Origin of the sequence: Actinomadura sp. NPDC049382, from assembly GCF_040677125.1 — a bacterium.
In the GTDB taxonomy this organism is placed as follows: Bacteria; Actinomycetota; Actinomycetes; order Streptosporangiales; family Streptosporangiaceae; genus Spirillospora; species Spirillospora geliboluensis.
Window position 1 is genome coordinate 103,476 of record NZ_JBFARO010000003.1, and the last position, 22,002, is coordinate 125,477.

Below are 22,002 nucleotides of genomic sequence, written 5' to 3' on the forward strand. Positions count from 1 at the left end.
CCACGGGGTCAGTTTCCGTCCGCGCCTGCGCGTCGCTCGTGGCGCGCACGCGCGAGATGGTAGGCCGCCTCCAGCAGTTCGCGGACGGCGGCTTCAGTGCGCGGGCCCGGGTTCACCACCGCCAGCCAGCCGACGGTGCCGTAGACGGGATGGGCGATCACCGTGTCGGCGGTGCCGGCGTCGACCTCCGCACCGGACGGCTCGCGCGGCGCGTGGCCGGTCCAGCGGACGAACGCCTCTTTCCCGGCGGAGATGTTGACGCGGAAGGCGCCCGGCCGGTCCAGGCGCGATGCTTCGTCGCCGGGATAGTCCTTGGTCACGAGCGTCGCGAAGGGCTGGGTGTTCGCCGGGACGACGCCGTCCGGCGAGTAGTAGAAGAACGTGTCGCCCCAGCTGATCTCCGGCGACCCGTCACCCGGTCCCGGCCGGGAGGCCAGGACACCGTCGAGGCCCGTCGTGAAATCGATGATCTCGTCCATCGTCATGCGTTCTAGCCTGGCATTGAAGTGCTTGTGGAGACTTTTGGACCGCTACTGAGGGGCTTTGTGGTGTCAGGTCTCAACTCGCGCGGTATGCGCACGGTCGACGTCGCACTGCGCGCCGGGTACTCCGTCCAGCAGGTGCGCAATCTCGAACGCGACGGCGTCCTGCCGTCGGCGGCGCGCACGGCCACGGGCTACCGCGTCTATGGGGAGAAGCACGTGCGGTCCGCGGTGGCCTACCGCGCCCTCGCGGCGGGCGCGGGGCCGGTCGAGGCCAAGAGGATCGTCCGGGCCGTCCACCAGGGTCCCGCCGCGGAGGCGCTCGCCCTTCTCGACGCGGTGCACGCACGCCTCCACGCGGAGCGCGGGGAGGTACGGCTGGCCAGGGACGCCGCCCGGGCGATCTCCGGCGAGCCGCTCGACGACGTCCGCGCCTCGGACGCGATGAGCATCTCCGAACTCGCCGCCGCGCTCGGCGTGCGCCCCTCGACGCTCCGGCACTGGGACAAGGAGCAGCTCGTCGTCCCCGACCGCGACCCGGCCGGTGGGACGCGACGGTACACCCCGGCCCAGGTGCGGGACGCGCGGATCGTCCACCAACTGCGCCAAGCCGGATACCGCATCGAACCCCTCCGGGCCCTCATGCCGGAGCTGCGGAGCGCCCGGCGGCTGGAGGACATCGCTTCCGCGCTGGCCGCCAGGGACGCCGTCATCGACGCCCGCTCCAGAGCCCTCCTCGACGGCGCCGCCGCACTCGGCACCCTGCTCTCGCCGAACCCCGAGAGCGGCGCGGTCTGATGTACTGGACGGGTTCCCACCGGCGGAGACCGTGAGGAGGCGCGCGGCATGGTGAACGAGAACGCCGACCGGCTGGCGGTGCTCATCGACGCCGACAACGCGCAGCCCGGAGTCGTCGAGGGGCTGCTGGCCGAGGTCGCCAAGTACGGGACCGCGCACGTCAAGCGCGCCTACGGCGACTGGACGGGGACGAACCTGCGGGGCTGGAAGGAGCACCTGCTCGACCAGTCGATCCAGCCGATCCAGCAGTTCGCCTACACCTCCGGCAAGAACGCCACCGACGCGGCGATGGTCATCGACGCGATGGACCTGCTGTACTCCGACCGCTTCGACGGGTTCTGCATCGTGTCCAGCGACAGCGACTTCACCCGGCTGGCGGCGCGGATCCGGGAGTCCGGGCTGACCGTCTACGGGTTCGGGGAGCGCAAGACGCCCAAACCGTTCGTGGCGGCGTGCGACAAGTTCATCTACATCGAGAACCTCGCCTACGACCCGGGCTCGGCCGCGCCCGCCGCGACGGCGCTGAAGCCCGAGCCGCCGACGCCCGCCGCCAAGCTCAAGCAGGACACCGCACTCGTCAACCTTCTCCGCAACGCCGTGGACGCCGCGTCCGACGAGGACGGGTGGGCCGCCCTGGGCAGCGTCGGCCAGATCATCACCAAGCAGCGCCCCGAGTTCGACTCCCGCAACTACGGCTACGCCAAGCTCAGCGAGCTGATCACCGCGACGACGCTGTTCGTGCTGGAGCGCCGCAGCCCCGGCGACGGCAAGGCGGCCATCATGTACGTCCGCGACAGGCGCCACCAGGACAAGAAGTCCGGCTGAGCTCAGCCGCGAGCGTCCGCTGCGAACACACCGATGCCGTTGGCGACGGCGCGCTGCGCGCCGTCCGACGGGGAGTTCCGGACGGTCACCGAGGCGGCGCCGGGGACGCGCGAGACGAACGTCGAGGAGCCGCCGCCGTCCAGGTTGACGGCGTCGTCGGCGCCGACCTTGTCCAGCAGGGACGCGAGTTCGGCGACCGTCAGGCCGCCGCTCCGCTCCGACCTGCCGTCCGCCACGACGAGGTACAGGCGCCGGCCGTCGCGGCTGACCCCGGCGGCGGTGCGCGGGGCCGGTCCGTTCGGGCTCAGGCCGTCCAGCGGCTCGCCGTCCCGCAGGATCGGGAACCCGCCGACCGCGAACCGGAAGCGGACCGGGCCGGTGAACCGGTACGACACCCGCACCCGGTCGCCGGGCCGGAGCCGGCGCAGCGCGTCCGCGCCCTTCTCCCGCCCGACCAGCACGGTCGTCCCGGAGGGGATCGCGCCCGCGCCGACCGTGTCGGACACGCCCGTCACCACGCCCCGCCGCACCGTCACCTCGGCGGTGTTCGTGCTGCACGGGGCGCTGCGGACCTCGTCCGTCCCGCACACGGCGCGCTGCCGGGAGACCTCACCCCACCGCGAGTCGAACGCGCCGACCCCGCCGACGTGGAGCGCGTACTGGTTGAGCCCGCGCAGGGCGATGGACTTCTTCCCCGACCGGACGGTGCCGGTCAGGCGGAGCCGCGCCACGTGGCCGCGCCGGTCGCGGCCGACGCCGATGACGTCCTCGGTGGACGTGCCGGGAGGCAGCCCCGGCCCGAACCGCTGCCCGTCCGGCACGGCGCCCTTGAGCGGACGCCCACCGTCCACCGTCGGCCCGGACGAAGACCCGGTAGGCGGCACCCCCGGATGGGTCTCGCTGATGTTGAAGAAGTCGCCGTTCACCCCGGCCACCGCCTGCTGCGCGTCCGCCATCTCCGACACCGTGCGCCGCGCCGCGACCACGGGCGGACGCAACAGCCCGACGGAGACCTTCGGGCTGCGCAGATCGACGTCCAGCAGGTCGCCCTCGACCCGCCCGCCGGTGCCGGACGTCTCGAACGTCCGGAAGGTCACGCCGGGCGCGGTCCGCTCCGACGAAGTGAACCGCACCTGCCCGACCTCGGACGACGGCAGCGCCCGCACCCGCACGTCCGGCCGCTCCCCGGACCCGGCCCCGTCCACCGGCCACGACTCCGCGACCGCCGGGACGGCCCCGGCCCCCACCAGCCCGACCACGATCATCCCGGCCACGATCCCGCGCATCGACGCCCCTCTCACCGATCACCAGCCCGATGATCATGACGCGTCCCCGGCGAAACGCCCACCCGCCGCAAGTGAACACTCCCGCAAGACCCCGTAACGAGCCGCAAGAAAGGCCGCACCCAACACGCCAACGGCCCCGCCGGAAGGCGAGGCCGTTCGCAGTACAGAGATGCAGCCCCCGCGCGGTTACCGGGCGGCGGCGCCGTAGCGGGCGAGGAGTTTGGCGCGTTTGGCCGGGTGGACGTTGCAGCGGGTGATGTCGCCGTCGTAGTGCTCGAGCACCTTCTTGTCCATGACGTGGAACCACCACGGCGGCACGACCGCGCGCAGGATCATGGTGGCGTAGCCCGCGGGGAGCTGCGGCGCGTCCGGGAAGTCGCGCAGCATCTGGTAGCGGCGTCCGGGATTGGCGTGGTGGTCGGAGTGCCGCTGCAGGTTGTAGAGCAGCACGTTGGAGGCGACCCGGTTGCTGTTCCAGCTGTGCTCGGGCGCCGTGCGCTCATAGCCGCCGTTCGCGTTCTTGCGCCGGAGCAGGCCGTAGTGCTCCAGGTAGTTGACGACCTCCAGCATCATGAAGCCGAGCACCGCCTGCAGCACCAGGTAGGGCAGGAGTTCGAGACCGAAGACGGCGGCCAGGACGCCGAACAGCGCCGCGGTCACGAGCCAGCCCTGGAGGACGTTGTTGCGCGGCGTCCACGGGCTCTTGCCCTTCCTCGCCAGGCGGCCCTTCTCCAGCCGCCAGCAGGACAGGATGCCGCCGAAGATCGTCCGGGGCAGGAAGCGGTAGAACGACTCGCCCATGCGGGCGGTGGCCGGGTCCTCGGGGGTGGCGACGCGGGCGTGGTGTCCGCGGTTGTGCTCGACGACGAAGTGGCCGTAACCGGTCTGCGCGAGTGTGACCTTGGCGAGGAAGACCTCGACCTTCTCCCGGCGGTGCCCCATCTCGTGCGCGGCCGCGATGCCGATGCCGCCGATCATGCCGATGGTCGTGGCGAACCCGATCCGGTCGACCACGCTCATCGACTCGCGCACCAGGAGCGCGCTGCCCACGATCAGCGACGCGTACTGGATCGGGATGAAGAGGAGGTTGGCCCACATGTAGAAGCGGTCCTTGGCGAGCCGCGGCATCGCGCTCTCCGGCGGGTTGGTGGGGTCCTCGCCGAAGAGCAGGTCGAAGGCCGGGAAGACCCCGAAGATCAGCACCGGCCCGAGCCACCAGAAGACGTCCAGCCCGGTGAGGCCGACCAGGCCCCACGCGAGAAAGGGGATCGCGGGCACCACCAGCCCGAGCAGCCATGCGTACCGCTTGGGGTCCTTCCACTCCGCCTCGGCCCGGCCGGCGCTCCCCGCGCCGGCCGCCTCAGTCGCGACCACGGCCACCACCGCCTTACAGATCGGCAAGTTCTGTCTGGAAATTAGACATTTACTCCAAAAGTGTCAAGCATTAGGTACGTCACAGGCCGTCTACGATGGGGCGAGATGACGCCCTACCGAGAGACCGTCCGTTCGCTGCTGCGCGAGCGTCTGCTGGACGCCGCCTACGAGCTGGTCGCCGCGGGCGGATGGGGCGGCATGCGGATGACGCATCTGGCGTCCCGGGCGGGAGTGAGCAGGCAGACCGTCTACACCGAGTTCGGCACCAAGGACGCGATCGGCGAGGCGCTGGTCATGCGGGAGGTGGAGCGCTTCCTGGCCGGCATCAAGACGGAACTCGACGCCAACCGCGACCGGCTCGCCGACGCGATCGCCGCCGGGGTGTCCTTCACGCTCCGCGAGGCGGCCGACAACCCGCTGCTCAAGAGCGTCCTCACCAGCGCGCGCGGCGGCAACGAGGAACTGCTGGCACTCCTGACGGTCCGCTCCGACCAGCTCCTGCGCACGGCGGAGGGGATGCTCGGCGACTACGTCTCCGACGCCTGGCCGGAGATCGACCCGCTGTCGAGGAGCCTGGCCATCGAGACGGTCGTCCGCATCACCATCAGCCACCTCGTCCAGCCGGTCGCACCGGTAGAGGAGACCGCCGGCCGCGTGGCCGAGATCACCATGCGCATAGCCAGCACGAACGCCCCCGACCCCACCGCCTAGGACGCCCTAGCGGCGCACGCCCCCTTCCTCGCCAGTCGCCCCTGCCGCGATCTACCGGGGAGCCGGCCGCTCGATCACGCCCGCATATGGAAGCAGAAACGGCCCCGCCAGAAGACGAGGCCGTTCGCAGCATTTGTGGGGGGTCAGAGGTGTAGTTCTCCACGCTTCACAGCGCTGATGAGCTGGGCGAAGCTCTCTGCGGAGAGGGTGAGGTGTCCGGCGCCGGGGTCCTTGCTGTCACGCACACCGATCACGCCAGTGAGAGCGGCCAGTTCCACGCACCCATCGCCACCACCGGCGCTGCCCCCGCTGCGGCTGGACTTACGCCATCCAGGTGGATTCACTTCATGGCCTCCATAAGCTCACGCAGGAGACTCCGAGTCGAGTCTCGAGACAGGGCGTCATCTCCTATCAAATCCCACCGTAGTCGGTACGCCCTGACCTTCGTCGGATCGGATACTAGGCGCCCGCCGTTCACGGCGGGTGACCAGGCGTGTTCCGACTGGCCGATCCTCAAGATCACGAACGAACCGTCGACCCCTGCATGGGCGGCCTTCGTCTTTGGGATGGCCCTCACCACAACTCCCTTGCGTTGGCTCAATTCCAGTAAGTGACCAAGTTGTGCCCGCATCACCTCAGGCCCGCCCACAGGATCCTCTAGGACCGACTGGCGTACGAATAGACGGAACTCGGGGGCATGGGCGGCGTCCAAGACCTGTCGCCGCTCCATCCGAGCCGCGACGGTCTCCTCGACGTTGTCGACGACCTGCGCCCCTTCGATCAGAGCCCGCGCGTACTCCTCGGTCTGGAAAAGCGCGTGGATGACGAGCGCGGAGTAGGCGCTGATCGCCTCGGCCCTCTGCTCGTACCGCGTGTACTGGTCGAACCAGTTCGGATCATGAACAGTCTCCGCATGTCGGCGGATTCGGGCAAAATGGCCGCGAGTATGCCAAAGTTGGTCCAGAATTTCGGCCTTGCGTTCGGGGACTTTTGATGTGCCCGATTCGTAGTTCGAAACCGTGGAATCGTCGACCCCAAGGATCTCGGCGAGCTGGGCCTGTGACAGGTTGCGCTCGATGCGCCATATTCGCAGGTCAACGGCTAGCCAGTGCCATGGGTTGTGGTCCGGATCGAGTCGGTCGGCCTTCCCCATTCAAGATCCTTAATGTTGATATTCCTGAACGAAAGAAGACAAGCATAACTGCCTGACGCCAGTCTGTGAGTAGAAACGCAGACAGTGAGGGGGCGACCGATGTCCGCGATATCCATAATGGACGTAGATCCACAAAACATGCTCAGTGAGACGTTCCGGGCTTATCCGGAGACCGTCTATCTCGCGCGCGAGCTCGTGCGCAGCGCACTCGCCTCGTGGGGGCTCAGTGCCTTCGAGGGCGACGCCTGCCAGATCACGACCGAGCTCGCGTCCAACGCGGCCCGGCTCTGCAAGGGCAGGAACATCCGCGTATGGACCAGCCGGATCGACCAAGGTGTCGAAATGTGCGTGTGGGACGACCACCCCGGCCGGCCCGTGATCCAGCAGCCCCACCTCTTCGACACGTCCGGACGCGGACTCGTCCTCGTTCAGGCGTTCGCGTCCGGCGGCTGCGGATGGTTCGCGCTCGGCGAGGGCAAGGCCGTGTGGGCGCGGATCGCCATCGACCACGGATACATGCTCAATGCCGCGCGCAGGGCGGGCCGCCCGATCGTCGGACCACTTCGCCACGTCGACAGGCCGTGCACGCCGCTGCACTCATAGACTGCCCCCGCCCTGCGGAGCGCGTCCCACCAGTTCCCCCAGCTCGGTGGGCTTCCCCCGCAGCCCGCAGGGCGGGCGGCGACCACACTTCAAGGCCGTCCAGAGTTTGACCACCGCGTATCCGGCGCCGGGACTCAGATCACGTGAAGCCCCGGGCAACACCCGTCCACGCTCGATGTCATCGCTGGCCGCAGCGGCTCCAGAGACCTAAGCCTCAACCAGCTTCATCAGAGCGTCCCGCTTGCCGGAAGGGGCGTCGCGCAGCACCTGTCGAGCACGCAGAAGGGCGTCCACATCGGCGGCGGCTGCTGCGACCTCCGCGGCAACCGAGTCGATCTTCCCGAGCCCGGCGTCGGCAAGCCAGCGAGACACCTGTGCCCAGGAGTACAGCTTGACGCGACTGCCGCGATGGATGACCGGCGCAGGAAAACCTCCAGGCCCGCGCTGACCGGTCGTCCAGTGCCCAACCGCCGGGGCGGACCTGCTGGTCCTCTCGGCGATGTCGTCGATGGTCACCAGGTCTTCCATGACACCGGTCACCGACAGCCCGCTGCTCTCGCTGTCATCGATGGCCGACAGGATCGCCCCGATCGCGTTGCGCGCCTCGCGTGAGAACAGGATGGTGCCACCCCGCTCGTCGCCGGAGAGTTGACCGTCACCACAACGCGAGTACAGCCGCTCCGCGGCCTCATCAAGGTCGCTTACCGGGCCGACCTCGAGCTCGAACCAGTAGGTGCTCATCAGTCCTCTCCGTCCTGTCCTTCGGTCACCTTGGCGTTGTGCTGCCGCATCCGCCTCCGGATCTTCTGCGCTTCGTGCTCGTCAACGTCGGGGGTTCCGTTGATGGAGAACGGAGGTGAGCAGCAGCCAGGGCCGCCAGGGCAGGATGCTCTCGCATAGGCGTGAGCCCGTCCGCTCGTGTAGGTGACCTTCCATCCGGCGTCCTCTAACTCCTTGATGGCCGCCCGCGTATGCTTTCCCGGCATGTAGCGATAGCACTACCCATGTAGCGCTACATTAACACGCCCGTACGACCGCGCCCAGCGCAGTTTTTCGTCGGGCCGTGCGGCCCCGGTGACCGCAGCCATGCGCGCCGGCCAAGTGCAGTACTGCCGAGCGCCCGGACCCTACGGCATCCAGACGTGGTCTTCCATGACACCTGCACGGGCAAGCCCGGCAGGCTGCGCTGGTCGACGCCCAGCCCGCACCTGCTTGACGTTGGACGGCCGCGGAGTTCGTGCCCCGGCCGTTCCCCAGGCTTGCCGCCCTGTGGTTCCCGCTGGACAACGCAACAGAGGCGCCGCACATGCGGCGCCTCTGTGAGCAGCAGGTCGAGTGGGCTTCCCGGTCCCTCGGTCACGACATCTCGGGCTCGGTGAACTTAACCAGTCATGTGCACAAGCGGCCACAGGACGGACGGTGCCGCAGTGAGCAGCAGGGCAGTGCCGAGGAGGCCCTGCAATAGGCGTAGGGGCATGGAAACCTCTTTGACTTGGACTGAGATAACTCGGTCTGCCCGAGTTTCTGGGGAAAGATCTTACTCATCCAGATGGTTCTGCGTGGCAACCTTTGCGACTCTTGTACCCGACAGGATGAGGTGTCGCTTTGCGTGGGAGGATCAGGGTAGCGTCGCTCTCGTGAAGAAGTCTCACGTTACGATGCCTGGCCCTCGAAGTGTCCGGATGAGGTCTCGGTTCGACGGGGCGTGTATACGCTATGGGCGTTTCGATATGGAACCGGACCTCGCATGATGTTCGGCGCTGTGTGCCAAGGCGTTCGAGGGATGCGTCCGACTGGGAAACGGAATGCGTTTCTAACGCAGGGTCAGGTGCCTGCGGCTTGCTCCAAGGACTGAAGGCGAGTTCGCAGGTGACGTGCCTCTGAGAGCTTCAGCGTGGTGAAGAGGTGCAACGCTTCCTGCCAAGGCTGGCGGGCGGCTTCGCTACCTTGGGTGTGGAGGAGGGCCGTGCCCAGGCTTTCCAGGGCCCTCGCCGTTTCGTCGGGGACGCCTATCTCCTTAGATAAGGCGTAAGCCTGCTGGAGGTGGTCCACGGCCGCCGGATAGCGGCCGGAAGCGGTTAATGTTTCACCTAGATGGCGGAGAGCCAGTGTTTCCTCATAACGCTCGTTGATGGAGCGTGAAATAGCCAGGGCACGTTCGTGGTGAATGAGGGCCTCGCCGTAGCGGCCGGTGTTGTGAAAAGTGGCGCCGATGCCGATCAGAGTCTCGATCTGGGTTCGCCGGTCGCCTAACTCCATCGCTATTGCTAGTGCAGCGCGGTAGTTGGCCAGGGCTGTTTCGTAAGCTCCGGTGCGGCGGTAAACGTGGGCTGCGTTGATGAGCACGATGGCCTCGTGCTGGCGGCTCAGCTCGGCGGCGCCGGCGGTCTGTGCGTAGTACTCGGCGGCTCGGTCGACGTCGCCCATGCGGATCATCAGGTCGCCCATGTTGTTGAGCGCCATCGTCAGGAGGCCCGGGGCGTCGATCTCGGTGAGGATCGCGAGTGCTTCCAAGCGGAGCCGTTCGGCCTCGCGGTAGTCGCCGGTGAACTCCAGGACGATCGCGGTGCGGTCGAGGTTCTCTGCCTCTCCGCGCCGGTCGCCGAGTGAGCGGTGGATTTCCACCGCCTCCCGGCAGCGGGCCAATGCCTCGGGAAAGCGGGACTGGTGCCAGTGGATGAGGCTTATGCGGCCGAGAATATGAGCTTCTCCGTGGCGGTCACCGACCGAACGGTAGATTTCCAGCGCCTTTTCCGCATCTTTCATCGCGGTGTCGTAGTCGCCGACGCGGAAACGGATGTGGCTCAGGTCGGCAAGGGCGCGAGCGGTTCCCGGACGGTCGTCCAAGCCTTGGAGTGCCTCGACCGCCTTGGTGTGGAGGTGTGCAGCGGCGTCCCAGCGGCCGCGCGACTCCAGGTGGCCGGCGAGTACGCGGGAGAAGCGGGCGACATGTACTGCTGAGCCGATGCGGTCGGCTTCGGCGGCGGCGTTCATGAGGCAGGCGTGCTCGTTGGTGAACCATTCGGCGGCCTCGGCCTCGTTCGCCAGAGGCGGCGTGCCCGGCGGCCGGTCGGCACCGGTGCCGCTTGTGTGGTGCGGGGACAGCAGGTGGTTCGCGTGGTCGGCTGCCGCAAGGTAGAAGTCGAGGATCCGGTGGACGGTCCGGCGGCGGTCCTCGTCGGTGTCGGTCTCGCGTGCCAGGCGGCGGGCGTAGTCCTGGACGAGGTCGTGGAAGCGGTAGCGGCCTCGGGCGGGCTCGGTGATCAGGTGGCGGTCGAGCAACTCCTCTAAGATCCGCTCGGCCTCTCGGACCGCGCATCCCAGTGCTGCGGCTGCCGCGTCGGCCGTCAGATCGGGGCCGGGATGCAGGCCGAATGCGCGGAACGCGTCCCGTAGCGGCGGTGGTAGGCCGCGGTAGGAGAGCTCGAACACGGTGGTGATCTCGCGGTCCTCGTCGCGTAACTCGTCCAGCCGCCGGTCGTCGGAGGACAACCGGGCCAGTAGGTCTCTGGTGTCCCAGGCGCGCCGGTGCCGCAACCGGCTTGCCACCATGCTCACCGCGAGCGGCAGCCGTCCGCAGCGCTCCACGACGGCTGCGACGTCGGCGTCGGGCTCCGTGCGGCCTGGGCCCGCGATGCCGGTGAACAGCACCATCGCGTCCCGGACGGGCAGAGTCTCCAGCGACAGTGGCCACGCGTCGTGCAGCCCGGTCAGCCGGCGGCGGCTCGTCACGATCACCAGGCAGCCGGCGGACGCCGGGAGCAGTGGCCGGACCTGGTCGTGCCCGGCGGCGTCGTCCAATACGAGGATCGCGCGGCTGCCCGCCAGCTCGGACCGCCACAGCGCGGCGCGCTCGTCCAGCGCGCGCGGCACCCGCGTCACCGGGACGCCGATCGTCCGGAGCAGCATGTCGAGCGCGTCCGCCGGGTCGACGGGCTTCTGCCGGGCGTCATGGGCGTGCAGCTCCAGGTACATGGCGCCGTCGGGGTAGTGCCCGGCCAGTTGGTGCGCCAGGTGGACGGCGAGCGCCGACTTCCCTACGCCGGCCATGCCGTCGATCGCTATGACCGTCATCGCGGAACCTGCAGGTGGGCCGGTGATGCCCGGGACCGTGTCCATGAGCAGCCGCATCTCCTCGTCGCGTCCGACGAACACCCGCGCCTGGTGCGGGAGGGTGTGCGGGCGCCGGTCCACGCTCAACTGGGTGCCGGGGACGCGCAGCAGGTCCGGGTCGCCTTGCAGTATCTGCTGCTGGAGCCGCCGCAGGCCGGGCCCCGGGTCGGTTCCGAGTTCCGCCGCGAAGAGGCTGTGCGTGCGCCGGTAGACCTCCAGTGCCTCGGCCTGCCGCCCGCACCGGTAGAGCGCTTTCATGAGCCGTTCGACGGGCCGCTCGTCCAGCGGATGGCGTTCGGTGAGATCTGATAACTCGCGGAGGACGTCGGCGTGGTTGCCGTGCTTCAACTCCAGGTCGATGCGCGCGAAGGCGGCGGACAGCAGTTCCTGCTCCAGATTGTGCCGGGTGCGTTCGGCCCAGCCCCCGGACAGGTCGGTGAGCGGTTCGGCCCGGCACAACTCCGCGGCTTGGCGGTGGTGGTCGAGGGCGTATTCGTCGTCGCCGCTCTCGGCGATCGCCCGGGCCTGGTCGCGCAGCCGCCGGAACCGGTAGAGGTCGACCGATTCATCGTCCATGTCGAGCAGATAAGACCCCTGCCGGGAGATCAGCGTGACGCCTTCCGCGTCCTCCAGCCGGTGGCGCAGCCGCGTCATGTAGACCTGCAGTCCCTGCCGGGCCTTGGCGGGCGGATCGCGGTCCCACACCCGGCGGATGATGGTCTCGGTGGGCACCGGCTTCCGGAGGCTGAGGAGCAGGACGGCCAGCACGCAGCGTTCCTTGGGGGTCCCAAGGTCGCGCCGCCGGCCGTTCACCCACAGCTCGACGGGCCCTATGACGCGGAACTCCACCGGTTCCCCTTTGTGGAAATCTCCTCCTGAGCCGATTTTGGCACCGCGTGTACCGAATGGCCAGAGCGGCGGCGTGTTTCCCGTGGCTTGACGGCGGTCTCACTACTCACCGAGTCAGGACGATTGCAAGTTTTCGTCAAGCTCCCCGATCGACACTCGATTCCGGAGAGCAGGTCAATTCGATCTGCGACGGAGGGACGGATGATCGCATCCGAGGTCAAAGGGGGTTCGTTGACCGCAATGACCGGCTTCGAATGGCGTCGGGCCCTGACCGGGTTCGACCCCGGCTGGTGGGGACGGCTGGGGGACCGGCGCACCGTGCTGGTTGTGGTGGGCTCGCCCGTACCGGGGCAGCCCGCACTGGACGTGGCGCGGCTCGCGGGGACCGACCCGCGGCTGCGCGTGCTCTTCGCGGCGGCCCCCGGGCCGTCCTCGACCGCCGTGGAGGTGATGCTCAAAGACGCGGGCGCCGCACCGCTGCCCTGGTCTGAACTCGCGGACGGCGACGTCGGCCTGGTCGTCACCGCGCACCGCGTGCCCGCGCGCCCACCGGGTGCGCCGCTCATCGCACTGCCGGGCACCATCCCGGCGGAGGTCGCACACCGGCCCGCACCGACCGTGTTCACCTACGCTCACCACCTGGACCGCCCTCCGGACGCCGCGCCCGGCCGCGCCGTCGTGGTGGGGGACTCCGACCACGACCGCCTGGTGGCGAGCCTGCCGCTGCGCGACTTCTACCGCCGCGCCCTCGGCGTCGGCGGGCGGCGCGGCCTCGTCGTGGTGGCCCTGCCCGCGACCGGGGGCGCCGGTCCGTGCGCGTGCCGCCGGTCGCCGGACATCCTGCATCGGCTGCTCACCGAACTGTCGCCCGACCGCTACCACGTCCTCGGCGTTCCGGAGCCGCGCGGCGACCGGTGCCTGAACGGGCCGCCGGGCCTCGCCGGTCACCTGAGCGCGGGGCTGAGCCTCATGCCGCCCGAGGCGGACTGGCGGGCCGCTCTCGTCGCCGCCGACTGGATCCTCGGGCCACCGGGCCCCGTCACCCGCTACGGGACGGTCATCGGCGTCCCGGTGCTCATCACCGGGCCGCCGCCGGGGGACGCGCTGCGCCTCCTCGCCGTCCGGCTGGCCGCGCACCGGCCGATCCGTCCGCAGCTGACCGAGGCGGCGGCGCGGTGGCGGCCCGAGCGGGTCCGGCCCGTCCTCGGCCGGATCACCTCCGAGCCCGGACGGTTCGACCGCAACATGCGCAGCCTTATGTACGGCCTGCTCCGGCTGCCGCAGCCCGCCACGATCCCCGTGGCGGACCCGGTCTCGCCGCCGTTCCGCATCGGCTGCCCGGCCGACCAAGCGTGCCAAGGAGGGGTGCGATGAACCTCCCGGTGGACGGATGGGTGCCGGGCCCGTTCGGGCTCGACGCGCTCAGGGGAGCGACAGTCCCGGCGGCGCGGGCGGTGCTCGCCGTCGCGCACCATCTGACCGCGGCGACACGCCTCGCCGACGTCATGCCGCTGCTGGAGTCCGACCGGCGCGTCGCCGTCGCGTACACGGCCTCGCCGGCGTCGGTCTTCACCGGTGGCCTGGACGGGCACCTGCGGGACCTCGGCGGGCTCGTCCTGCCGTGGCGGCAGGCCGTCTCGACCAGGTGGGACCTCGTCGTGGCGGCGAGCAACGGGATGCTGGAGAACCTGCACGGCCCGGTCATGACCGTGTTGCACGGCGCAGGCCCCGGCAAGTTGCTCGCCCGCCTCCGCGGCGCGGGACCGGCCGCCGCACGTCCGGTCACCGGGCTGATCAGGGAGCGGCTCGTCGTCGCGGGACGGGTCGTGCCGTCCTCGATCGTCCTTGCGCACGACCGGCACCTGGAGATGCTCGAACGCGAGTGTCCCGAGGCGTGCCCGGTGGCGTTCGCCGCCGGAGACCCCTGCCTGGACCGGCTGGTGGCGAGCCTGCCCTACCGCAGGGTGTACCGCCGCGCGCTCGGGGTGCGACCCGGCCGCCGGCTCGTCTTCGTGAGCTCCACCTGGAACGAGGACTCCCTTCTCGGCAGCCGACCCGACCCGTTGCTGCGCCTCGCGGCCGAGCTGCCGCGCGACCGGTACCAGATCGTGGCGGCGCTGCACCCGCACGTCTGGGCGTACCACGGCAGACGCCAGGTGCTCGCCTGGCACGCGGACTGCCTGCGGCTCGGCGTGCGGCTGTTCCCACCCGAGGAGGGGTGGCGCGCCGGACTGGTCGCGGCCGACGTGGTGGTGGGCGACCACGGGTCCGTCACCTGCTACGGCGCCGCGATCGGGGTACCGGTGCTGCTGGGCGCCTTCCCGGAGGACGCCGTGGCGCCGGGAACCCATGTCGCCCGACTCGGCGCGCTCGCGCCGCGCGTCGACTGGAGCCGTCCGCTGGCGCCCCAGGTGGAGGAGGCGGCGCACGCGTTCACCGGACGGGTCCACGCCGCGATCAGGAGCGACATCAGCTCCCGCCCGGGGGAGGCGGCCCGGCTCATCCGCGGGGAGATGTACCGGCTGCTGCGGCTGCCGGACCGCGACCGCCCGCCGGACGTCGAGCCGGTCCCGCTGCCGGTCTCCTGCACCCTGCGGGCGGCGTGATGGCCACCGTGGTACGAGTCTGGGACGGCCTGCCAGGGCCGGAGCGCGTCCTCATCGGCGGGCGCACGCTGACCCTGCGGCCCGCGCTCGCCGACGCCGCCGAGCCGCCGCCCTGCGACGAGCACCTTGTGGCCGGGCCGGAGGAGAGGTCACGCGCCTGGCTGGCCGCTGCGGACGTGATCGTCGCTGCGGCGGGGGATCCCGCCCAGCTCCTGGCGGCCCATCCGGGATGCCTGGTCGCGGTGACCGTCACCGAGCGGGGTTGTCTGCTGGCGGCCAACGAAGTGCAGGCACGGCTCGACCCGATGCTGGGCGGGACGTGCACGGTGGACGACGCGGCCGCCTTCGCGTCCGCCCTGCACGCCTGGCTCGTGACGGGCGGGGCGCCGGCCGCGCTCGACCGGCTCACCCTCGTCCGCGAGAACACGGTCACGGTGGTCAGGGTGCGGCATCGCCGGTCGGCGCGGTGGGGAGATCGGCGAGCCGCTCGCTGACCTCCGCCGCGTGCGGCGAGCCCAGCGCGGTGTAGATGCCGAGCGCCTGTTCCAGCAGCAGGCGCTCGGCCGCCGGGTCGTCCAGGTGCTCGGCGATCCGGGCGAGCTCGCGCAGCGCGCCCGCCTCGACGTGCGGGGCGTCCATCTCCCGCGCGACCTCGTGCGACTCGCGGAGGGCGGCGGCGGCCTCGGCCGGGCGGTCGGCCCGCAGCCGGGCCTGGCCGAGGCAGGTGAGCGTCCGCGCGTGGTGGTACGGCTCGTCGTGCCGGTCGAACCTCTCCAGGACGCCGGTCAGCGTCGCCTCCGCCTCGTCGTGCCGGCCGGCGATGCTGAGCGCCTCGCCGATGTGCCGGTCCATCAGCGCGATCCCGCGGGGACGCGCCTGGTCGACGTGCACGTTCCGAGCCTGGGTGAACAGTTCGATCGCGCGGGACGGGTCGCCGGTGGCGAGTGCCGCGACGCCGAGCCCTTCGAGCGCCGATCCCTCGCCGAGCCGGTGACCGGCTTGCCGCTCCAAGGCGAGAGCGGCCTCGTAGTGGCCCGTCGCCGTGTCGAAGTCCTGCAAGTTGAGGCGGACGACCCCGAGCCCTTCCAGCATCCGCGCCTGGGCCTTGACGTCTCCGCAGGACTCGGCGGCGGCGTGCCCCAGCTCGTACATCCGGATCCAGGACGGGTAGTTCCTGCGCTGCAGGAACAGCGGCCACATCGCCTCGGCGAGCTGCCAGGCGACGGCGTGCAGCCCGGTGTCGTGCGCCTCCTGCGCGACCGCCGCCAGGTTCGGGCGCTCCAGGTCGAGCCAGTCCAGGGCCTCCGCGCGGGACGCGAACCGGTCGTCCGGCGGCGCCGTGTACCGCTCGCCGAGGTGCCAGCGCCCCGGCATCAGGGTGCGGTCGGCGGCGACGGCGGCCGCCAGGTACCAGTCGGCGAGGCGGGCGAAGCCGGCCGCGCGGTCCGCCGCCGGCGCGAGGGACGGGTCCCGCGCGTGCAGGCGGACGAGGTCGTGGAAGCCGTACCGGTCGTCCGGGCGCTCCTGCAGCAGGCTGGCGTCGACCAGGCCGTCCAGGAGCCGCGCCGCGTGCTCCTCGTCCGTGCCGATGAGGGCGGCCGCGGCGGCGGTGCCGAGATCGGGGCCCGGATGGACGCCGAGCAGCCGGTAGGCGGCGGCGTGCTCCTCGTCGAGCGCCTGGTAGGAGGTGTTGAAGACCGCGCCCACCGAGATGTCCCCCTCCCCGGTGCGCAGCGCCGCGAGCCGCCGCGCCTCGTCGCCCAGTTCGGCCACGGCGCGGGCGATCGGCCAGCGGCGCCGTGCCGCGAGCCGGGCCCCGGACGCGCAGACCGCCAGCGGCAGCGTGCCGCACAGCGTGACCAGCGAGCGGGCGTGCTCGCGTTCCGCGCCGATCCGTTCCGCGCCGATCAGCCGCTCCAGCAGTTCCAGCGCCCCCGGCTCGCCGAGCGGGTCGACGTCCAGGAACCGGGCGCCGTCCACCACGAGCCCGGTCAGCCGGTGGCGGGAGGTGACGACGACGAGCGCGGGCCCGGCCCCGGGCAGCAGCGGGCGGACCTGCGCCGCCGAGACGGCGTTGTCGAGCATGATGACCAGGCGGCGGCCCGTGGTCATGGAGCGGAACAGCGCGGACTGCTCGTCGGCGCCCGCCGGGATGTGCTCGGGCGCCGCGCCGAGGGCGCGCAGGAAGCGTTCCAGCGGTTCGTCGGGCGGCAGCGGCTCGCCGCCGGAGAAGCCGCGCAGGTCGATGAAGAGCTGCCCGTCGTAGTCGTCCTTGATCTCGTGCAGCCAGTGCAGCGCCAGCGTGGTCTTGCCGACGCCGCCGGGGCCGGTGAGGACCACGGGCCCCGACCCCGGCCGTTCCGCGAGCGCCGCGAGGCGGCGCAGCTCGGCGCGCCGGTTGGCGAACAGCCCGGGCGGTGGCAGCTGGGCGGGGGCGGGCAGCGGCGCCGCACCGGGCGCGGTGATGTGCACACCGCCCGCGATGGATCCGGCCTGGACGCTGGAACCCGCTATCCTCCCCGTCAGTTCGTTGGTCCACCGGTCCCGTTCGTCGGGAGACTGCACGTTCGATCCATCCCATTGCCTCAGTGGTGCGTCGATCGCCCCGCTTTATGGTTAACGTACCTGGATGCCCTGTTTATAAATAACAACGGACAGTATTTGCTATTTTGGTCATGCCTTTTATCGAGAGCTGGTCAGAATGGCGATTGTCGGTGTCGTCCGGGCGTGGTGAACTGTGGGGGTGACAGATCCGATGACCGTCGCCATCGCCACCGCCATGGCGGGCAAGGCCGTCGAGGTGGCCGGGGAGCCGGTCCGGGCCGCCGTCGCCGAGCTGTCCCGCCGGGTCCGCGAGCGCTTCCGGGGCCGCCCGTCCGACGAGGCGGTCCTGGCGCGGGCCGCCGACGACCCGACGCCGGAGCGGGTCGCGGCCCTCACGTCCGCCGTCGCCGCCCTCATGGCCGGTGACGCCGGGTTCGAGGCGGAGGCGCGGAACCTGTGGAACCAGGCGCAGACGAACGCCGCCGCGACGGGCGACGGCGTGGTCAACGTCCTCAACGGTCAGGCGGGGAGGGTGGTTCAGCTTCGTGATGTGCACGGTGATCTGAACATCGGGTGACGCGGCGCCGCCCTTGCGGTGTGGTCAGGCGTCGGCTGTGAGGCCGTAGCGCTCCTGGTCGGACGGGCGCGGCGACTCGGGGCCGTCGCGGCCGAGGCGGAGCATGCGGGCCACCCGGACCGTGCGGAACTCCCGGCCGCGGACGCTGAACGCGTGGCCGGGCGTGGCCCGGATGTCGGCCGCCATCGCCTCCCACTCGGCGAGCTCCGCGGCCGACGGCGGGTCGCCGCTGAACTCGCGGAGCCGCGGCAGCAGGCCGGTGAAGTGCCCGGCCAGCCGCTCGCGCGCCTCGTCGGGGTCGTCGCCGCCGGTGAGCGGCGCCCAGGAGTCGCCGTCGAGCTCCACCACGATGAACGTGGGCGGCAGCACCACCACCCCCGGATGCGCCTGGATCGCGTGCCGCGCCTCCGTCCGGACGATGTCCGGGACCGACCCGATGACCGGCATGAACGCGACGAGGTTCAGCCGCAGCTGCGCCTCCCACTGCCCGCACGGCGCCGCCGGGTCGATCGGGTGGTCGCGCAGCAGGCCGTCGGCGGCGAGGTCGGCGTCGGTGGACCGGGGCGGCTCCAGCACCCGGTCACCGAACTGGATGAACTTCTCGACCCGGACGATCCGGTAGCGGCGGTCGCCGATCTCCCACTCGTCCTTGGCGAGCTGCTCGCCCTCCTCCGGGTCGAGCCGGTCGGCCGCCGCGCGCATGGCCGCCGCGGTCGCCCGGTCCGGTTCGGCGCCGGCCGCCGTCCGCAGGTCCATGGCGAGGCCGTAGCGGGCCGCGGCCGGGTCGTCGCAGCCGAGCGCGCCGATGCGCCACGCGTCCCCGCGCTGCACCGCGTGCCCGAAGTCGGGGGCGCCGGCGGGAAAGATCTTCGGATAGCGCAGAATCCGCTCGCCGAGTTCCCGGTCGCGCACCGCCGCGACCGGATCGAGGCGGGCCACCACGTTGATGTGGTCGTACCCGCGCATCAACGCGAAGGCCATGACCCGCATCCTGACCGGACGGCCGCCGCCCCCGCACGGCTTTTCCCGCATTGCCGGACGGGCGCCGCCGACCTTGCACGGAATTGACCGCCTTTCTGCCCGCAGTTTTTTCCGGCGATCACTCTTCCAGGTCGATGACGACCTTCACATCGTCGGGATGGGAGGTGAAGGCCGCCTCGTACTCCTCCAGCGGGACGCGCCGGGAGATCAGCCGGCCCAGCCAGCCGAGGTCGGCCTCGGCGAGGGCCCGCGCCGCCGCCGCGTAGTGGCGCAGGTTCGCGTTCACCGACCCGAAGATCGCGTCGTTCTCCAGCACGATCTCGCGGTTGAGCGCGCCCGCGTCGACCTCCAGCGCCCGCCCGGACGGCGACACCCCGGTCAGGCACACGATCCCGTACGCGGCGTTGTTCGCCATCGCGCCGAGCACCAGCTGGGACACCCCGGTCGCCTCGATCACCACGTCCGGCGGGCCGCCGCGCACCGCCTCCGCCAGGCCCTCGTGGTGGTAGGTAGCGCCGAGGTCGGCGACGAGCCGCGGCTTCGGGCCGTCCGCCACCCGGTCCAGGACGTGCACGTCCAGCCCGCGCTGCACGCCCAGCAGCGCGGCGAGCAGCCCGATCGGCCCGGCGCCCGTCACCAGCACCCGGCGCGGCTCGAACCAGGCCCGCCCGCCGACCTTCTCGATCTGGTCCCACGCCTTCGCGACGATCGTGGTCGGCTCCATCAGCACGCCGACCTCGGCGAGCCGCGGGTCCAGCCGGACGGCGTAGTCGGCTTCGATCCGCCACGCGCGGCTCGCGAACCCGTCGAGCTCCTTGATGCCGCGCTCGGTGTACCGGCCGTTGCGGCACATGTCGAACTCGCCGTGCGCGCACGCCCCGCACGGTTCCGGGTCGGGGCGCCGGACCACGCCGACGACCAGGTCGCCGGGGGAGAAGCCGCCGCCGGACGGGGCCTCCCGCACCCGGCCGAGCGACTCGTGCCCGAGCACCAGCCGCTCGCGGCCGGGCGGCGCCGCGCCGTAGTCCCCGGCGGCGATCTCCCGGTCGGTGCCGCACACCCCCACCGCGAGCCCGTCGACCAGCAGGTCGCCCTCCCCGGGCTCGGGGTCGGGGACGTCGGTGACGGCCAGCGAGCCGGACTTCTCCGGCACGACGGTCAAGGCGCGCATGGCGCTTCTCCTTCCGCGAGTTCCAGGGTCACGACGGGCGCCTTTCGGTGCCGCTCAGCCGCCGCGCCGTGTTGACGAGCCCGACGTGCGAGTACGCCTGCGGGGTGTTGCCGACCTGCCGCCCGGCGCGGGTGTCGTACTCCTCGCTCAGCAGCCCGAGGTCGTTGCGCAGGCCGAGCAGCCGCTCGAACAGCTCCGTCGCCTGCTCGGTGCGGCCGATGCCGTGCAGCGTGTCCGCCAGCCAGAACGTGCACGCCAGGAACGCGCCCTCGTCGCCGGGCAGCCCGTCCACGCCGCCGCCGTCGGCGGCCGTGTCGTAGCGGAGGACGAACCCGTCCCGGTACAGCTCGCGCATCACCTCGTCGACCGTGCCGATCACCCGCGGGTCGTCCCACGGCAGGAAACCGACCTGCGGGATCAGCAGCAGCGCCGCGTCCAGCCCGCGCGACCCGTAGAACTGGGTGAACGTGCCCCGGTCGGCGTCGAAGCCCTTGGCGCACACGTCGGCGTGGATCTCCTCGCGCAGCGCCCGCCACCTGTCGACCGGCCCTTCCATGCCGTACCGCTCGACGCCCTGCACCATGCGGTCGACGCCGGCCCACGCGAGCACCTTGGAGTGGACGAAGTGGCGCCGCTCGCCGCGCACCTCCCACAGGCTGTTGTCGGGGTCGCTCCAGTGCCCTTCGAGGAAGTCCATCAGGGCGAGCTGCATGTCCCAGGCGTTGTGGTCCGTCTCGATGCGCGTGGTCCGGGCGAGGTGCAGGCCCTCCAGCACCTCGCCCCAGGTGTCGAGCTGGAACTGGTCGGACGCGGCGTTGCCGACCCGGACCGGCGACGACCCCTCGTAGCCCGCCAGCCAGTCCAGCTCGAACTCGGGGAGCCGCCGCGTCCCGTCGATGCCGTACATGATCTGCAGGTCGGCGGGGTCGCCGGCGACCGCGCGCAGCAGCCACTCCCGCCACGCCTTGGCCTCCGCGACGAACCCGGTGCCGAGCAGCGCCTGCAGCGTGAACGTCGCGTCCCGCAGCCAGCAGAACCGGTAGTCCCAGTTGCGCGGCCCGCCGAGCTGCTCCGGCAGGGACGTGGTCGCGGCGGCGACGATGCCGCCGGTCGGCGCGTAGGTGAGCGCCTTCAGCGTGATCAGCGACCGGCGGACCGCCGCGTCCCAGCGGCCCTCGTAGGAGTACTCGCCCATCCAGTCCGACCAGAACAGCTCCGTGTCGGTGAGCGCCCGCTCGGCTTCGACGGCCTTCGGGCGCGGCAGGTGCGACGGCTTGTACGTCAGGACGAACGGCACCCGCTCGCCCGCCGGCACGGCGAAGTCGGCGTAGGTCGCGAGGTTGCGCCCCTCCATCCGGACGGGCGTGTTCAGCCAGGCCGCGTCCGGGCCCGCGATCGCGTTGCGCTCGCCCTCGCGGTGCCGCACCCACGGGACGATCCGCCCGTAGTCGAAGCGCAGCCGCAGTTCGGTGCGCATCGGGACCCGCCCGCTCACGCCCTCCACGATCCGGACGATGTCGGCGGCCTCGCCGCGCGGCGGCATGAAGTCGATGACCCGGACGGTGCCGTCCGGGGTGTCCCACTCGCTCTCCAGGATCAGCGTGTCGCCCCGGTAGCGGCGCCGCGTGCACAGGCCGCCGGACGCGGGCGCGAGCCGCCAGAACCCGGCCCGCTCGTCGCCCAGCAGGGCGGCGAAGCAGGCCGGGGAGTCGAACCGGGGCAGGCACAGCCAGTCGATCGAGCCGTCCTTGCCGACGAGAGCCGCCGTCTGGGTGTCGCCCAGCAGTCCGTAGTCCTCGATTCTCAGTGCCAAAACGCGCACCCCTGCCTTCGCCTCACCGCCTACTCGGACCTACCCGTGATAGTGGATGTATGTCCGGAGCGGCAGAGGTTCCCAGGTAAGACCCTTGTCCGGAAACGGGCCGGCAC

At 71.2% G+C, this 22,002-nt stretch carries 19 protein-coding genes; 8 read left to right on the forward strand and 11 right to left on the reverse strand.

Going from position 1 to position 22,002, the window contains the following annotated elements:
* Positions 1–8: 8 nt before the first annotated feature.
* Positions 9–485, reverse strand: coding sequence for a DUF6194 family protein (locus AB0K34_RS03040; RefSeq protein WP_364544932.1), 477 nt, complete (start codon positions 483–485; stop codon positions 9–11).
* An 87-nt stretch (positions 486–572) separates the two neighbouring features.
* Here AB0K34_RS03040 and AB0K34_RS03045 point away from each other — a divergent pair, with 87 nt between their 5' ends.
* On the forward strand, positions 573–1,280 hold the full coding sequence (locus tag AB0K34_RS03045) for a MerR family transcriptional regulator (protein ID WP_364544935.1): 708 nt from the start codon (positions 573–575) through the stop codon (positions 1,278–1,280).
* Between the two features lie 48 nt (positions 1,281–1,328).
* Positions 1,329–2,105, forward strand: a complete 777-nt coding sequence (locus tag AB0K34_RS03050; protein WP_364544938.1) for an NYN domain-containing protein — start codon at positions 1,329–1,331, stop codon at positions 2,103–2,105.
* Between the two features lie 2 nt (positions 2,106–2,107).
* Here the strand turns inward: AB0K34_RS03050 and AB0K34_RS03055 are convergent, their stop codons facing one another.
* Together AB0K34_RS03055 and AB0K34_RS03060 are read right to left on the reverse strand one after the other, a co-directional pair.
* Positions 2,108–3,391 carry a phosphodiester glycosidase family protein gene (locus tag AB0K34_RS03055; RefSeq protein WP_364544941.1) on the reverse strand — a complete coding sequence of 428 codons (1,284 nt, stop codon included), beginning with the start codon at positions 3,389–3,391 and terminating at the stop codon, positions 2,108–2,110.
* A gap of 186 nt (positions 3,392–3,577) precedes the next feature.
* Complete coding sequence (locus AB0K34_RS03060) at positions 3,578–4,765, reverse strand: alkane 1-monooxygenase (RefSeq protein WP_301175714.1); 1,188 nt, start codon at positions 4,763–4,765, stop codon at positions 3,578–3,580.
* A gap of 105 nt (positions 4,766–4,870) precedes the next feature.
* Here AB0K34_RS03060 and AB0K34_RS03065 point away from each other — a divergent pair, with 105 nt between their 5' ends.
* Positions 4,871–5,476 (forward strand): TetR family transcriptional regulator, encoded by a 606-nt coding sequence (locus tag AB0K34_RS03065; RefSeq protein ID WP_364544944.1) that lies wholly within the window; start codon positions 4,871–4,873, stop codon positions 5,474–5,476.
* Between the two features lie 143 nt (positions 5,477–5,619).
* Here AB0K34_RS03065 and AB0K34_RS03070 read toward each other — a convergent pair whose 3' ends face one another.
* Together AB0K34_RS03070 and AB0K34_RS03075 are read right to left on the reverse strand one after the other, a co-directional pair.
* Complete coding sequence (locus AB0K34_RS03070; RefSeq protein ID WP_364544947.1) at positions 5,620–5,820, reverse strand: DUF397 domain-containing protein; 201 nt, start codon at positions 5,818–5,820, stop codon at positions 5,620–5,622.
* Positions 5,817–6,629 carry a helix-turn-helix transcriptional regulator gene (locus AB0K34_RS03075; RefSeq protein ID WP_364544950.1) on the reverse strand — a complete coding sequence of 271 codons (813 nt, stop codon included), beginning with the start codon at positions 6,627–6,629 and terminating at the stop codon, positions 5,817–5,819. The genes AB0K34_RS03070 and AB0K34_RS03075 overlap by 4 nt, the downstream gene beginning before the upstream one ends.
* A 138-nt stretch (positions 6,630–6,767) precedes the next feature.
* Between AB0K34_RS03075 and AB0K34_RS03080 the strand changes: the two genes are divergently transcribed.
* Positions 6,768–7,232, forward strand: a complete 465-nt coding sequence (locus AB0K34_RS03080; RefSeq protein WP_364544953.1) for an ATP-binding protein — start codon at positions 6,768–6,770, stop codon at positions 7,230–7,232.
* 207 nt (positions 7,233–7,439) lie between these two features.
* Here the strand turns inward: AB0K34_RS03080 and AB0K34_RS03085 are convergent, their stop codons facing one another.
* Both AB0K34_RS03085 and AB0K34_RS03090 read right to left on the reverse strand, forming a co-directional pair.
* Positions 7,440–7,973: a hypothetical protein gene (locus tag AB0K34_RS03085; protein ID WP_364544956.1), complete on the reverse strand. Its 534-nt coding sequence runs from the start codon at positions 7,971–7,973 to the stop codon at positions 7,440–7,442.
* Positions 7,974–9,056: 1,083 nt separating this feature from the next.
* Positions 9,057–12,194: a tetratricopeptide repeat protein gene (locus AB0K34_RS03090; protein WP_364544958.1), complete on the reverse strand. Its 3,138-nt coding sequence runs from the start codon at positions 12,192–12,194 to the stop codon at positions 9,057–9,059.
* Positions 12,195–12,425: 231 nt separating this feature from the next.
* On the opposite strand from AB0K34_RS03090, the gene AB0K34_RS03095 reads away from it, so the two are divergent.
* From AB0K34_RS03095 to AB0K34_RS03105, 3 genes are read left to right on the forward strand one after another with little or no spacing between them, the layout of a single operon-like run.
* Positions 12,426–13,568 (forward strand): hypothetical protein, encoded by a 1,143-nt coding sequence (locus AB0K34_RS03095; protein WP_364544961.1) that lies wholly within the window; start codon positions 12,426–12,428, stop codon positions 13,566–13,568.
* Entirely contained in the window at positions 13,565–14,800 is a 1,236-nt protein-coding gene (locus AB0K34_RS03100; RefSeq protein WP_138635756.1) for a hypothetical protein, read from the forward strand. The genes AB0K34_RS03095 and AB0K34_RS03100 overlap by 4 nt, the downstream gene beginning before the upstream one ends.
* A complete protein-coding gene (locus AB0K34_RS03105) occupies positions 14,800–15,294 on the forward strand; it encodes a hypothetical protein (protein ID WP_171068926.1) in 495 nt (164 codons plus the stop codon). The genes AB0K34_RS03100 and AB0K34_RS03105 overlap by 1 nt, the downstream gene beginning before the upstream one ends.
* On the opposite strand, the gene AB0K34_RS03110 is transcribed toward AB0K34_RS03105, so the two are convergent.
* The gene (locus AB0K34_RS03110) at positions 15,239–17,365 is read right to left on the reverse strand and encodes a tetratricopeptide repeat protein (protein ID WP_138635758.1); all 2,127 of its coding nucleotides are present in this window, start codon (positions 17,363–17,365) and stop codon (positions 15,239–15,241) included. The genes AB0K34_RS03105 and AB0K34_RS03110 overlap by 56 nt on opposite strands.
* 190 nt (positions 17,366–17,555) lie before the next feature.
* Here AB0K34_RS03110 and AB0K34_RS03115 point away from each other — a divergent pair, with 190 nt between their 5' ends.
* Positions 17,556–17,921 (forward strand): hypothetical protein, encoded by a 366-nt coding sequence (locus tag AB0K34_RS03115; RefSeq protein WP_301175719.1) that lies wholly within the window; start codon positions 17,556–17,558, stop codon positions 17,919–17,921.
* A gap of 24 nt (positions 17,922–17,945) precedes the next feature.
* On the opposite strand, the gene AB0K34_RS03120 is transcribed toward AB0K34_RS03115, so the two are convergent.
* From AB0K34_RS03120 to AB0K34_RS03130, 3 genes are all read right to left on the reverse strand, one after another.
* Entirely contained in the window at positions 17,946–18,902 is a 957-nt protein-coding gene (locus tag AB0K34_RS03120; protein ID WP_138635760.1) for a DUF5954 family protein, read from the reverse strand.
* Between the two features lie 118 nt (positions 18,903–19,020).
* Positions 19,021–20,073, reverse strand: coding sequence for a glucose 1-dehydrogenase (locus AB0K34_RS03125; protein WP_138635761.1), 1,053 nt, complete (start codon positions 20,071–20,073; stop codon positions 19,021–19,023).
* A gap of 28 nt (positions 20,074–20,101) precedes the next feature.
* Positions 20,102–21,886 carry a glycoside hydrolase family 15 protein gene (locus tag AB0K34_RS03130; RefSeq protein ID WP_138635762.1) on the reverse strand — a complete coding sequence of 595 codons (1,785 nt, stop codon included), beginning with the start codon at positions 21,884–21,886 and terminating at the stop codon, positions 20,102–20,104.
* Positions 21,887–22,002: the final 116 nt, after the last annotated feature.

Bases quoted from the DNA above. Each gene is read 5' to 3' on its own strand.
- AB0K34_RS03040 (WP_364544932.1), bottom strand. From the start codon at position 485: ATGACGATGGACGAGATCATCGATTTCACGACGGGCCTCGACGGTGTC.
- AB0K34_RS03045 (WP_364544935.1), top strand. From the start codon at position 573: ATGCGCACGGTCGACGTCGCACTGCGCGCCGGGTACTCCGTCCAGCAG.
- AB0K34_RS03050 (WP_364544938.1), top strand. From the start codon at position 1,329: ATGGTGAACGAGAACGCCGACCGGCTGGCGGTGCTCATCGACGCCGAC.
- AB0K34_RS03055 (WP_364544941.1), bottom strand. From the start codon at position 3,391: ATGCGCGGGATCGTGGCCGGGATGATCGTGGTCGGGCTGGTGGGGGCC.
- AB0K34_RS03065 (WP_364544944.1), top strand. From the start codon at position 4,871: ATGACGCCCTACCGAGAGACCGTCCGTTCGCTGCTGCGCGAGCGTCTG.
- AB0K34_RS03075 (WP_364544950.1), bottom strand. From the start codon at position 6,629: ATGGGGAAGGCCGACCGACTCGATCCGGACCACAACCCATGGCACTGG.
- AB0K34_RS03080 (WP_364544953.1), top strand. From the start codon at position 6,768: ATGCTCAGTGAGACGTTCCGGGCTTATCCGGAGACCGTCTATCTCGCG.
- AB0K34_RS03085 (WP_364544956.1), bottom strand. From the start codon at position 7,973: ATGAGCACCTACTGGTTCGAGCTCGAGGTCGGCCCGGTAAGCGACCTT.
- AB0K34_RS03100 (WP_138635756.1), top strand. From the start codon at position 13,565: ATGAACCTCCCGGTGGACGGATGGGTGCCGGGCCCGTTCGGGCTCGAC.
- AB0K34_RS03105 (WP_171068926.1), top strand. From the start codon at position 14,800: ATGGCCACCGTGGTACGAGTCTGGGACGGCCTGCCAGGGCCGGAGCGC.
- AB0K34_RS03115 (WP_301175719.1), top strand. From the start codon at position 17,556: ATGACCGTCGCCATCGCCACCGCCATGGCGGGCAAGGCCGTCGAGGTG.
- AB0K34_RS03120 (WP_138635760.1), bottom strand. From the start codon at position 18,902: ATGGCCTTCGCGTTGATGCGCGGGTACGACCACATCAACGTGGTGGCC.
- AB0K34_RS03125 (WP_138635761.1), bottom strand. From the start codon at position 20,073: ATGCGCGCCTTGACCGTCGTGCCGGAGAAGTCCGGCTCGCTGGCCGTC.